Origin of the sequence: Bradyrhizobium sp. 164 (assembly GCF_023073715.1) — a bacterium.
In the GTDB taxonomy this organism is placed as follows: Bacteria; Pseudomonadota; Alphaproteobacteria; order Rhizobiales; family Xanthobacteraceae; genus Bradyrhizobium.
In genome coordinates this window covers 259,591-271,976 of the sequence record NZ_JADPKA010000083.1, presented here as the reverse complement: position 1 = coordinate 271,976, position 12,386 = coordinate 259,591, and the positions used below count along the sequence as shown (strand labels likewise).

Annotated in this window: 8 protein-coding genes; 5 read left to right on the top strand and 3 right to left on the bottom strand. The window is 64.7% G+C overall.

What is annotated here, in order from left to right; translation table 11 throughout:
* Window positions 1–10 precede the first annotated feature (10 nt).
* From IVB01_RS26475 to IVB01_RS26465, 3 genes are all read left to right on the top strand, one after another.
* A complete protein-coding gene (locus IVB01_RS26475) occupies window positions 11–253 on the top strand; it encodes a DUF3297 family protein (RefSeq protein ID WP_212431912.1) in 243 nt (80 codons plus the stop codon).
* A 144-nt stretch (window positions 254–397) separates the two neighbouring features.
* The gene (gene tarD / locus IVB01_RS26470; protein WP_247278366.1) at window positions 398–1,567 is read left to right on the top strand and encodes a mandelate racemase/muconate lactonizing enzyme family protein; all 1,170 of its coding nucleotides are present in this window, start codon (window positions 398–400) and stop codon (window positions 1,565–1,567) included.
* Between the two features lie 218 nt (window positions 1,568–1,785).
* A complete protein-coding gene (locus IVB01_RS26465) occupies window positions 1,786–2,073 on the top strand; it encodes a GIY-YIG nuclease family protein (RefSeq protein ID WP_247278367.1) in 288 nt (95 codons plus the stop codon).
* A 487-nt stretch (window positions 2,074–2,560) separates the two neighbouring features.
* Here IVB01_RS26465 and IVB01_RS26460 read toward each other — a convergent pair whose 3' ends face one another.
* Together IVB01_RS26460 and IVB01_RS26455 are read right to left on the bottom strand one after the other, a co-directional pair.
* A complete protein-coding gene (locus IVB01_RS26460; protein ID WP_247278368.1) occupies window positions 2,561–3,913 on the bottom strand; it encodes a malonyl-CoA decarboxylase in 1,353 nt (450 codons plus the stop codon).
* Between the two features lie 291 nt (window positions 3,914–4,204).
* Entirely contained in the window at window positions 4,205–5,005 is an 801-nt protein-coding gene (locus tag IVB01_RS26455; protein WP_247278369.1) for a helix-turn-helix transcriptional regulator, read from the bottom strand.
* Window positions 5,006–5,064: 59 nt separating this feature from the next.
* On the opposite strand from IVB01_RS26455, the gene IVB01_RS26450 reads away from it, so the two are divergent.
* Window positions 5,065–6,237 (top strand): MFS transporter, encoded by a 1,173-nt coding sequence (locus IVB01_RS26450; RefSeq protein WP_247278370.1) that lies wholly within the window; start codon window positions 5,065–5,067, stop codon window positions 6,235–6,237.
* A 509-nt stretch (window positions 6,238–6,746) separates the two neighbouring features.
* Entirely contained in the window at window positions 6,747–9,008 is a 2,262-nt protein-coding gene (locus tag IVB01_RS26445) for a cation:proton antiporter (RefSeq protein ID WP_247278371.1), read from the top strand.
* Window positions 9,009–9,204: 196 nt separating this feature from the next.
* On the opposite strand, the gene IVB01_RS26440 is transcribed toward IVB01_RS26445, so the two are convergent.
* Window positions 9,205–12,363: a multidrug efflux RND transporter permease subunit gene (locus IVB01_RS26440; protein ID WP_247278372.1), complete on the bottom strand. Its 3,159-nt coding sequence runs from the start codon at window positions 12,361–12,363 to the stop codon at window positions 9,205–9,207.
* Between the last annotated feature and the right edge of the window lie 23 nt (window positions 12,364–12,386).

Sequence of the window (12,386 nt, the reverse complement as noted above, 5' to 3'; positions counted from 1 at the left end):
CGAGACAATCATGAGCGACGAATTTCCAGACCGCCTGTCGGTCGATCCGAACAGCCCCTATTACAACGCGGACATCCTGGCGCGCGATGTCGGCATCCGCTTCAAGGGCATCGAGAAAACCAATGTCGAGGAATACTGCATCAGTGAAGGCTGGGTCCGCGTCGCCGCCGGCAACGCCAAGGATCGCTATGGCAACCCGCTGACCATCAAGGTGCACGGGCCGGTCGAGCCGTACTTCCGGGATAAGAAGTAAGCACGCCGTTCGCCCCACACTCTGTCGTCATGCCCGGGCTTGACCCGGGCATCCACATTTTCGAACTTGCTCCGTGGCAAAGACGTGGCTGGCCGGGTCAAGCCCGACCATGACGAGCGGAGAGATCCAGCCAGGAAGACCCCCATGTCCGTCCGCATCGTCGACGTCCGCGAGATCACAAAACCGATCTCCTCGCCGATCCGCAACGCCTATATCGACTTTACCAAGATGACGACGAGCTTGGTTGCCGTCGTCACCGACGTCGTGCGCGAGGGAAAACGCGTCGTCGGCTACGGCTTCAACTCCAACGGCCGCTACGGGCAGGGCGGCCTGATCCGCGAGCGCTTTGCCTCGCGCATTCTCGAAGCCGATCCGAAGTCGCTGCTCGATGCCGCGGGCGACAATCTCGACCCCGATAAGGTCTGGGCCGCGATGATGACCAACGAGAAGCCGGGCGGCCATGGCGAGCGCTCGGTCGCGGTCGGCACCATCGACATGGCGGTGTGGGACGCGGTGGCGAAGATCGCCGACAAGCCGCTGTTTCGCCTGCTTGCCGAGCGTCACGGCGTGACCGCCAATCCGCGCGTCTTCGTCTATGCCGCCGGCGGCTATTATTATCCCGGCAAGGATCTGTCGATGCTCCGTGGCGAGATGCGCGGCTATCTCGATCGCGGCTACAACGTCGTGAAGATGAAGATCGGCGGCGCGGCGATCGAGGAGGACCGCAGCCGCATCGAGGCGGTGCTGAAGGAGATCGGCAGGGACGCGCAGCTCGCCGTCGACGCCAACGGCCGCTTCAACCTCGAGACCGGCATCGCCTACGCAAAAATGCTGCGCGATTATCCCTTGTTCTGGTACGAGGAGGTCGGCGATCCCCTCGACTACGCGCTGCAAGCCGCGCTCGCCGAGTTCTACCCGGGCCCGATGGCGACCGGCGAAAACCTGTTCAGCCATCAGGACGCCCGCAACCTGATCCGTTACGGCGGCATGCGCCCCGACCGCGATTGGCTGCAATTCGACTGCGCGCTGTCCTATGGCCTGTGCGAATACCAGCGCACGTTGGAGGTGCTGAAGACCTACGGCTGGTCCCCCAGCCGCTGCATCCCGCATGGCGGCCACCAGATGTCGCTCAACATCGCGGCCGGCTTGGGCCTCGGCGGCAACGAAAGCTACCCCGACCTGTTCCAGCCTTACGGCGGTTTCCCGGCCGGCGTCCGCGTCGAGAACGGCCACATCACCATGCCCGACCTCCCCGGCATCGGCTTCGAAGGCAAGTCGGACCTCTACAAGGAGATGAAGGCGCTGGCGGAGTAGTGTTGGGTTGAGGCGCGACGGCCGCGCTACAATCTCCGTCGTTGCGAGCGCAGCGAAGCAATCCAGAATCCTTCGGCGGAAGCAGTCTGAATTGCTTCGTCGGTTCGCTCCTTGCAATGACGAGGTGGTGACAGCGTGCGCTTTGTCGCGCCACTCGCAGCCTGTGCTCGCAATCGCCTCTTGGTTGTGATAGCCTTCTCTCGCAAAAGAGGGTGGTCATGAAGCAGCCCTGCGTCTACATGTTCGCCAGTCGGCGCAACGGGACGATCTACACGGGCGTCACCTCGAATCCGCCGCGTCGTGCGTTCGAGCATCGCGAGGGTCTGGTGAAGGGGTTCTCGTCTAAGTACGGTTGCAAGCTCCTCGTCTGGTACGAGCTGCACGCGACCATGACCGACGCGATAGCACGCGAGAAGCAGATCAAGGGCGGTAGCCGGGCCAAGAAGCTCGCGCTGATCGAGAGCGCTAATCCAGACTGGATGGATTTGTACGAGACGCTGATCTGACTGCAGGGGGGCGGCTGGGCGAGACAGTCGCCACGCACCCTGTCATTGCGAGCGCCAGCGAAGCAATCCAGAATCGTTCCGCGGCAGCGGTCTGGATTGCTTCGTCGCAAGGGCTCCTCGCAATGACAGTGGAGAGAGCGAAAGCCACGCGGACGCCTTGGTCCTCCGCGAACGGCAGGTCGGGATAGGCGAGTTGCTGCAACGCACTCCGTCATTGCGAGCGAAGCGAAGCAATCCAGAGTCTCTCTGCGGAGGAAGTCTGGATTGCTTCGTCGCAAGGGCTCCTCGCAATGACGGTGGAGAGAGCGAGAGCCACGCGGACGCCTTGGTCCTCCGCGAATGGCAGGTCGGGATAGGCGAGTTGCTGCAACGCACTCCGTCATTGCGAGCGAAACGAAGCAATCCAGAGTCTCTCTGCGGAGGCAGTCTGGATTGCTTCGTCGCAAGAGCTCCTCGCAATGACGGTGTGGCGCGAGCAAGCGCCCCCCTACGACAACCGCATATCCAGCAGCCTTCGTCCTTCGCCCTTCAGCAGCTTCTTCACCGCGCTCGACGCCACGACCTCGCCGTCGTTGGCGTAGGCTTCGTGGTTCTTCTCGATGTCGTCGAGGCGGTAGAGATAGTTGACCATGACGCCGGCGGACTCGCGCACGCCCTTGGGCGAGAGGTCCCCTAACCAGTTGATGCGCTCGAGCCTGGCGCCATTGCCGAGATGGAAGCGGGCGACGGAATCGATCAGCTTGCCCTTCGGCGTGCGCGCCTTCAGGAAATAGTGCGCCGCGAGCGGTTCCAGAACGCTGCGGAGCAGCGTGGTCGTCTCAGGGTTCTCGAACCATTTGGGATCGTCGAGACGCTTCAACATCTCACGGTCCTCGTCCGATAGCGGCAGCTCCTTGTCCTGCTTCACCCATGGCATGAAGCCCGGCACCGGCGACAGCGTCACGAAAGTGTCGAGCTTCGGCAGCTCGCGGCGCAGCTCCTCCACCACCTGCTTGATCAGGAAGCTGCCGAAGGAAATGCCGCCCAGGCCGCGCTGGGTGTTGGAGATCGAATAGAACACCGCGGTGCGCGCGCGCTCGATCGGCAGGTGCTGGCGATCGACCGCAAGCAATGGCGCGATTGCCCCCGGAATGGTCTCGGTCAGCGCCACCTCGACGAAGATCAGGGGTTCGTCGACCATCGCGGGGTGAAAGAAGGCGTAGCAGCGGCGGTCGACCGGATCGATGCGGCGGCGCAGATCGTCCCAATCGGAGATCTCATGCACGGCTTCGTAACGGATGATCTTTTCGAGGATGTTGGCCGGGGTCGACCAGTCGATCCTGCGCAGCACGAGAAACCCCCTGTTGAACCACGAAGAGAGAAGATGCGAGACGTCGCGGTCGAGCGCGGCGAGATCGGTGTGCCCGTTCATCATGCCGAGCAGGTCGGCCCGCATGCTGACGAGATCGCCGGTGCCGCCCGGCGCGCGGTTGAGGCGGCGGATCAGCTCCTGCCGCCGCGGCTCGGAAGCGAAATGCAGCGAGCTCGCGTCCTCATCGGTGGGCTGGGCACGCCATTTCTCGATCGCCCTGGACAGCCGTTCCCGATCCGGGCCGAAATCGCGCACCAGCGCCTCGAAGAAGGCACGGCGTCCGGCCGCATCCAATTCCCGGTAGAGGTCGAGCACCTCGCGCGCCATCGCGGTGCCCGAGGCTTCGCCGCGGCCCGAGAGCAGCGCGTCGCAAAGCGCGATCAGCCCGGCGGCATCGCGTCTGGTGTTCAAGCCGTCGCTGCGGCGAAGCAGCGTGCGGCCGCGCTCGGAGATGGTGGCGAGCAGGTCGGAGAAGAAGGCGTTGGCCATCTGGGCTTTCGTGTCAGGTTTGTGCGATGCGGGAGCTTACATCGGATTTAGGCCGAAGCCGATCACAATCAAGCAGGGGAATGCGGCATCTTTCGTCGGGCACTGCGTTGGGAGAATGGCGGCATGCCCGGTGGGAGCGGGCATCCGGTGACATTTGGAGAAGAACGAAGCTCCCTCAAACACCGTCATTGCGAGCGCAGCGAAGCAATCCAGAGTCCCTCCGCCGAGAAAGTCTGGATTGCTTCGTCGCAAGGGCTCCTCGCAATGACGGGTTCGGAGGGTACGGCCGCCTTACCCCTTCCCCGCAAATTCCGTCGGTGTGCGCCCCGTCACCTGCCGGAACGCGGCCGAGAACGCCGGCACGCTGGCATAACCGAGCGATGTGGCGAGCTGCTTCACCGATACGGTGGCATCGGTCGACAGAAGCTGGATCGCCGCGGCGATGCGGGCACGCTGGCACCAGCTCTTGAAGCTGAGCTGCGTTTCCGTCGAGAACAGCCGCGACAGCGTGCGCGCGGAGGTTCCGACCTCGCGCGCCAGCGTGTCGATGTCGTGCAGGCCGGTGGGATCGTCGAGCACGATCATCGCGGCGCGGCGGCATCGCACTTCGCGCGGCAACGGCACGAAGGTCGCGGAATCCTCGGCCTGGTGCAATTCCAGCATCACGAGGCGAACCAGCAGTTCGGTTCGCGCCTCGGTGTTGCGGGCGTCGAACAGCGCCAGGATCGCCTGGTGCAGCAGCGGCGACACCCGCACCACGAACTCCTTGGTCAGTCCCTCGTAACGCTGCTCGCGCTTGAGCCAGGGCAGGTCGAAATACAGCGTGCGCATCTCGATGTCGGCGAGCAGGTCGATGGCATGCTCGAGCCCGGCCGGGACCCAGACCGCGCGGTCCGGCGGCACCAGCCAGCGCCCGCCGGGCGTCGTCACCTGCATGGTGCCCTTGGCGGCATAGACCAGCTGCGCCTCGCGGTGCAGATGCGGATCGAGCCGCAAGCCTTTGGGATAGTCGCGCGCGACCAGGTGCACGCCCGCGGTCGAGCGGCGGTTGCCCCGGACCTCCCGGAGGATTGGCGTTTCGACGACACTCATTGGCGGCATCCCATCATTCGCCCGACATATAACTGATTTCGGTGCAGGAGAGGATTCGTATGAACAACCCCAGCCGGGTCATCAGTTTCGTCAATGCCGGCCATTTCATCGACCATTATGCGATGCTGATCTTTGCCGCCGCCGTGATCATCATGGGGCCGGCGCTCGGCATGGCCTATTCGGAACTTCTGCCCTATGCGACGCCGGGCTTCGTCGCCTTCGGTGCAGGCTCGCTGCTCACCGGCTGGCTTGGCGACCGCTGGAGCCGCCGCCACATGATGCTGATCTTCTTCGTCGGCATCGGCGCGTCCATGATCGCGGTCGGCTTCGCGACGAGCCCGGCGCAGCTCGGCGCGGCACTGCTCGCGATCGGCATTTTTGCCTCGATCTATCATCCTGTCGGCACCGCGATGATCGTGTCCTATGCCGATAAGCTCGGCCGCGAGATGGGGCTCAACGGCGTCTGGGGCAATCTCGGCGTTGCCTCCTCAGCGCTGGTCACCGGCGTGATCGGCCAATATCTCGGCTGGCGCTTCGCCTTCATCGTTCCCGGCGTCGTCACCATCCTGATCGGCATCGCCTTTGCGCTGACGGTCGTGCATGAGGACCGCAAGGGTGCCAAGCAGGCGGCGGCGCAGGCGCGCGTCGCCAAGCAGGACATGTGGCGCGTGATCCTGGCGCTGCTGATCGTGGTGATCGCGATCTCGACGACCTTCAACGCCGTTACGGTGGCGCTGCCAAAGCTGTTTGCCGAGCGGCTCTCGGACCTGACCAAGAGCCCGGCGCTGCTCGGTGTCATCGCGGCCGGCGTCTACGTGTTCGGCGCGATGACGCAGTATACGATCGGGCGGCTGCTCGACCGCTATTCGCTGAAGACGGTGGCGCTGCCGCTGTCCTTCATGCTGGCGCCATTCCTGTATCTGGCCGCCAGCATGTCCAATCTGCCGCTGATCGTGGTCTCGATCGGCATCGTCATGGGCGCGTTCGGGCAGGTCACGGTGAACGATGCCATGGTCGGCAAATACACGACGGAGGAGTGGCGCTCGCGCGCCTATGCGGTGCGCTATTTCGTCGGCTTCACCGCGGCCGGCGCCTCGGTCGGCTTGGTCGCCTGGCTCTACGAGCAGGGCGGCTTCGTCACCATGCTGCACGCCTTCGCCGCCCTCTGCCTGCTGGCGATCGCCGCCGCGCTAATCCTGCCGCGCGAGATCCGGACATCGCAGGCGGCGTGAGGTAGCCGACTCGCGCCGCGTGGCTCCGTCCCGTAGCCCGGATCGAGCGAAGCGCAATCCGAGGCGTTTCACCGCGCGGCTAGAACCCGGATTTCGCTGCGCTTCATCCCGGCTACGCGCTGCGTCCGCGGCACGAACGGGCCTAAGGCGGGGACTCTCTCCACATCGTCATTTTGCGAGCGAAGCGAAGCAATCCAGAATCTTGCCGCAGAGGGACTCTGGATTGCTCCGTCGCAAGAGCTCCTCGCAATGACGGAAGATGAGGAGGCACCCGGCCCATGCCAGCTACGATGCCATTCTGCCAGTGTTTTGCCCGACGTAGCAAGCCGTTTCGGTAAAATCGAGATTTCGTGAGGTTTCTCAACTCCATCTCTACTGTGCATGGGGTTGTTTTCGCACTTTTCGTTTTTTGACTCCGCCGCGCGCGCGGAACCCGCTCCGCCTCCTGCGGGTTCTACCCCTCTCGCCCCGGCGCTGCGCCGGACAGATGAAGGGGGAATGACACCTGCATGCAGTGGAGCCTGCTCCGACCGGTCGGCCTTGTCCCCGCGGCGCTTGTCCTCACCACCATTGCGGCGAGTGCCGAGGGCGGCAAATCGGCCGGCCCGTCCGAATTCCTCCTGGTGGCGCAGATCGTGTTGCTGATCGCGGTCGGCCGCGGTCTCGGCGAGCTCATGCAGCGCATCGGCCAGCCCTCGGTGATCGGCGAACTGCTCGCCGGCATCATCCTGGGGCCGTCGCTGTTCGGCTGGATCTGGCCCGAGGCCCAGCACGCGATCTTTCCCAAGACGCCCGAACAGAAGGCGATGATCGACGGCATCGCCCAGTTCGGCATTCTGCTGCTGCTGCTGCTGACCGGCATGGAGACCGACCTCAAGCTGGTCCGGAAGGTCGGCAGGGCGGCGATCGCGATCTCGATTGCCGGCATCCTCGTGCCCTTCGCCTGCGGCTTTGCGCTCGGCGAATTCCTCCCCGATGCGCTGCTGCCCGATCCGCAAGCGCGCCTCGTGGCCTCGCTGTTCATGGGCACGGCGCTGTCGATCTCGTCTGTGAAGATCGTCGCCGTGGTCGTGCGCGAGATGAATTTCATGCGCCGCAATGTCGGGCAGATCATCGTCGCGACCGCCGTCATCGACGACACCATCGGCTGGATCATTATCGCCGTCATCTTCAGCCTGGCCTCGCACGGCACGCTTGACTTCGGCTCCGTGGCGAAAGCCGTGCTGGGGACGCTCGCCTTCCTGGCCGTCAGCTTCACCATCGGCCGCCGCCTGGTGTTCCAACTGATCCGTTGGGCCAACGACAATCTCGTCAGCGCAGCCGCGGTCATCACGGTGATCCTGCTGTTGATGAGCGTCATGGCAATGATCACGCATCTGATCGGGGTGCACACCGTGTTGGGTGCCTTCGTCGCCGGCATCCTGGTCGGGGAGTCCCCGATCCTGACCCGGCAGATCGACGAGCGCCTGCGCGGCCTGATCTCGAGCTTCTTCATGCCGGTGTTCTTCGGCCTCGCCGGGCTCAGCGCCGATCTCTCGGTGCTTCGCGACCCCAATCTGCTGATGCTCACCGGCCTGCTGGTCGTGATCGCCAGCGTCGGCAAGTTCGGCGGCGCGTTCGTCGGCGGCACCGTGGGCGGGTTGAATGCGAGGGAATCGCTGGCGCTCGCCAGCGGCATGAACGCGCGCGGCTCGACCGAGGTCATCATCGCGACCATCGGCCTCTCCATCGGCGTGCTCAGCCAGAACCTGTTCACGATGATCGTGACCATGGCGATCTTGACCACGATGGCGATGCCGCCGATGCTGCGCGCGGCGCTGGCAAAGCTGCCGATGAACCAAGAGGAGAGGGAGCGGCTGGAGCGGGAAGAATTCGAGAGACGCGGCTTCATCGCCAATCTCGAACGTCCTTTGCTCGCTGTCGACGACAGCGTCAACGCCACCTTCGCCGCCCACGTCGCGGGCCTGATCGCCGGCATGCGCGGCCTGCCGATCACCGTTCTGCACATCGGCGAGCGCGCCAAGGAAAAGGACAAGGGCGAGGACGAGAGCCACGAAGCCGTGGTGAAGAAGGCCGCCGAAACCGTCTCCGCCAGTGGTGACGGGAATGCCGGCAGCGTCGATGTCGTTACCCGGGCCAGGCGCGCAGAGCTGGCCGAAACCATTGCCGACGAAGCACGCAAGGGCTTTGATCTCCTCGTCGTCGGCATCGACAAGGTCGCTGCCGCCAAGGATCGCTTCAATCGGAAGATCGAGGACATCGCCGCCGAGTTCGAGGGGCCGCTCGCGATCGTGGCGGCCAAGGGCAAGCACCTGAAGCAGCCGATACCCGACGCCCTCAACATCCTCGTTCCGGTTTCCGGCAGCGGCATCTCCAAGCGCGGCGCCGAGGTCGCGGTGGCGCTGGCGCAGGCCGGCTCAGGCTCGCTCCGCGTGATCTATGTGGCGACGACGCGCGACAAGGGCGCGCAGCGGGGCACCTCCCGCGGATTGAGCCAGGAGACCGGCATCCTCAAGGACACCAGCGATCTCGCCGCCCGCTACGAGGTCGACATCACCACGACGCTGCGCGTGAACCGGGCGCCGGAGGCGGCGATCCTGCGCGAGATCGACACCACCGACGTCGACCTCGTGGTCATGGGCGTCGACCGGATCGAGGCCAATCATCTCTCCTTCGGCGGCGTCGCCGCCGCCGTGCTGAGGCAGTCGAAGGCCTCGGTGCTGCTGGTGTCGAGCGGCGAGGCGCAGCGGCCGCCGGCGGAGAAGGCTTAGTGGGGTGGACTGGAGCCGCGCCGACGGTGCGCTCCCTCTCCCGCTTGCGGGAGAGGGTCGGGGAGAGGGTGTCTCCTCATCGGGACACTCCCCAAGAGGAGAGAGCGCTCACCCGCCGCGCTCCGCGCGTCGACCTCTCCCGCAAGCGGGAGAGGTCGCAGCGAGCCCGGAGCCTCGCCGGTGCACCCAACGGCGCTTAAGGCTTCACCTCCGCCGCCGCTTTCACCTTCACCACCTTCTTCGACGCCCGCCAGTTCTCGAAGCGCTGCACCACCACGAAGAAGGCCGGCACGAACAACACCGCGAGGCAGGTCGAGGCCAGCATGCCCGAGAACACGGTGATGCCGATGGACTTGCGCGCGCTGGCGCCGGCACCGGTGGCCAGCACTAGCGGCACCACCCCAAGGATGAAGGCGAACGACGTCATCAGGATCGGACGGAAGCGGGCGCGCGCGGCCTCGATCGCGGAGTCCAGGATCGGCTTGCCGTCGCGGCCGTGCAGCTCGAGCCCGACCTCGACGATCAGGATCGCGTTCTTGGCCGAGAGCGCGATCAGCAGGATCAGCCCGATTTGGCAATAGAGGTTGTTGTCGATCTTGAGCCCGCTGAGGATCAGCATCGGCCCGAGCAGCGACAGCGGCACGGCGAGGATCACGGAGATCGGCGCGTACCAGCTCTCATACTGCCCGGCGAGCACGAGATAGACCAGCAGCATGGCGAGGCCGAACACCCAGTAGATCTGGTTAGAGACCGCCTTCTCCTGGTAGGACATCGCGGTCCATTCATAGCCGGTGCCCGGCGGCAGCGTCTTATCCGCGATCTCCTCCATCAGCTTCAGCGACTGCCCGGAGGAATAGCCCTGCGCCGGCAGGCCGATCACGGTCGAGGACGGATAGAGATTGTAGAGGCTGATCAGCGACGGACCGGTGGCCGCCGTGATCTTGGCGACGGTGCCGATCGGGATCATGTCGCCGTTCGAGTTGCGGACCTGCATGTTGGCGATGTCGCGCTCGGTGACACGGAAGGCCGGATCGGCCTGGGTGTAGACCTGGAACACGCGGCCGAACTTGTTGAACTGGTTGACGTAGGACGACCCCAGATAGGTCGATAGCGCCGAGAACACCTGATCGGTGGTCACATGCAGCGTCTGGGTCTTGACGCGGTCGATCTCGACGTTGAATTGCGGCACCGAGGAGCGGAAAGAGGACTGCACGCGCTGCAGCGCGCTCTGACTCTGGCCGTTACTGACCATCGCTCCGGTGATCGCTTGCAGCTTGGCGAAATCGCTATTGCCGTCGCGCAGCTCGACCTGCATCGAGAAGCCGGCGGCATTGCCGATGCCCTGGATCGGCGGCGGCGGCAAGACGATGGTGCGCGCCTCCATGATAGTCGCGAGCTTGTCGTTGAGCCCGTACACCAGCGAGCGCAAATCCTCTCCGGGTCCTTTGCGCGCCTCCCAATCCTTCAGGATGATGTAGGCGACGCCGGTATTGGCGAGGCTGGCGCTGTTGTCGAGCGCGGAGATGCCGGCGATGGTGATGACCTGCTGGACGCCGGGCGTGTCCTTGATCAGCTCGCTGGCTCTGTCGAGCACGGCTTGGGTCCGCTCCAGGGCGGCGCCGTCGGGCAGCTGCACGGCCGCGATCAGATAGCCCTGGTCCTCGATCGGCAGGAAGCCGGTCGGCACCCGCGACAGGCCATAGCCGCCGATCCCGATCAGGACCAGCGCTACCGCGACCGAGACAGTGGCGTGTCTGACCAGGAAGCCGATCAAGCGGGTGTAGCCGCGTTCGAGCCTGTTATAGACGGCATTGAAGCCGCGGTAGAAGAAATTGCGCTGTTCCGGCGGCACCGCCGGCCGCAGCCAGAGCGCACACTGCGTCGGCTTCAGCGTCGCCGCGTTGATGGCGGATAGAAGAGCGGTCGCGGCGATCACCAGCGCGAATTGCGAATAGATGCGCCCGGTCAGCCCCGCGAGGAACGAGGCCGGCAGAAACACCGAGATCAGCACCAGGGTGATGCCGACGATCGGCGCGAACAGTTGATCCATCGCCTTGATCGCGGCGTCGTGGCCGTTCATGCCCTGCTCGATGTTGTGGGCGGCGCCTTCGACCACGACGATGGCGTCGTCGACGACGATGCCGATCGCGAGCACGATCGCAAACAGCGTCGACATGTTGATGGTGAAGCCGAGCGCCGCCATCGCAGCGAATGCGCCGATGATGGTCACCGGCACGGTGGTCGCCGGAACCAGCATCGCGCGCCAATCCTGCAAGAAAACCAGGATCACGACCAGCACGAGCAAGCCGGCCTCGATCAGCGTCATATAGACCTCGTGCACCGAGGCCTCCACGAACTTGGTGGTGTCGAACGGCGTGTCGTACTTGATGCCTTCCGGGAAGCGCTTGGCGAGTTCCGCCATCTTCTTCTCGACCGCCTGCTCGACCTGGAGCGCGTTGGCGCCGGGCGACTGGAATACGCCGATGCCGACTGCCGGCTGCTTGTTGAGCGAGAAGATCTGGCTATAGGTCTGCGCGCCCAATTCGACCCAGCCGACGTCGCGCACGCGCGTGACGTCGCCGCTGCTGCCCGTCTTGACGATGATATTCTCGAACTGGCTGGTGTCGTCGAGCCGGCCATTGACGTTGAGTGTGTATTGGAACGCTTGGCCCGGCGGCGTCGGCGGCGCGCCGACCTGGCCGGCGGAGACCTGCTGGCTCTGCTGCTGGATCGCCTGGATGACGTCCTGCGGCACGAGGCCACGGACCTGCAGCTTGTTCGGATCGAGCCAGACTCGCATCGAATATTGGCCTGCGCCAAACACCGTGACGTTGCCGACGCCGGGCAGGCGCGAGAGCTCGTCGCGAATGTTGATGGTGGCGTAGTTGCTCAAATACAGGCTGTCGTACTTCGCGTCGGGCGAGGTCAGGGTCACGAACAGCAGGATCGAGGTCGACCGCTTCTGCACGGTGACGCCCTGGTTCTGCACCGCCTGCGGCAGTTGCGACAGCGCGCTGGAGACGCGGTTCTGCACCAGCACCTGCGCGAAATTGAGGTCAGTGCCGATCTTGAATGTGACAGTCAGCGTATAAGTGCCGTCGGAGCCGCTGTAGGACTGCATGTAGAGCATGTCCTCGACGCCGTTGACCTGCTGCTCGATCGGCAGCGCCACGGTGTCGATCACGGTCTTGGCGCTGGCGCCGGGATAGCGGGTGGTGACCTGCACCGTCGGCGGCACCACGTCGGGATATTGCGCAATCGCGAGGTTGAACAGCGCGACGCCGCCGATCAGGATCATCAGAAGCGCGATTACGTTCGAGAGGACCGGCCGCTCGATGAAGAACTTTGAGATCATGGCTGGCGACCCCTCACTTGCAG

Coding starts and splice junctions, on each gene's coding strand:
- IVB01_RS26440 (WP_247278372.1), bottom strand. CDS start 12,363: ATGATCTCAAAGTTCTTCATCGAGCGGCCGGTCCTCTCGAACGTAATC.
- IVB01_RS26455 (WP_247278369.1), bottom strand. CDS start 5,005: ATGAGTGTCGTCGAAACGCCAATCCTCCGGGAGGTCCGGGGCAACCGC.
- IVB01_RS26465 (WP_247278367.1), top strand. CDS start 1,786: ATGAAGCAGCCCTGCGTCTACATGTTCGCCAGTCGGCGCAACGGGACG.
- IVB01_RS26450 (WP_247278370.1), top strand. CDS start 5,065: ATGAACAACCCCAGCCGGGTCATCAGTTTCGTCAATGCCGGCCATTTC.
- IVB01_RS26445 (WP_247278371.1), top strand. CDS start 6,747: ATGCAGTGGAGCCTGCTCCGACCGGTCGGCCTTGTCCCCGCGGCGCTT.
- tarD (WP_247278366.1), top strand. CDS start 398: ATGTCCGTCCGCATCGTCGACGTCCGCGAGATCACAAAACCGATCTCC.
- IVB01_RS26460 (WP_247278368.1), bottom strand. CDS start 3,913: ATGGCCAACGCCTTCTTCTCCGACCTGCTCGCCACCATCTCCGAGCGC.
- IVB01_RS26475 (WP_212431912.1), top strand. CDS start 11: ATGAGCGACGAATTTCCAGACCGCCTGTCGGTCGATCCGAACAGCCCC.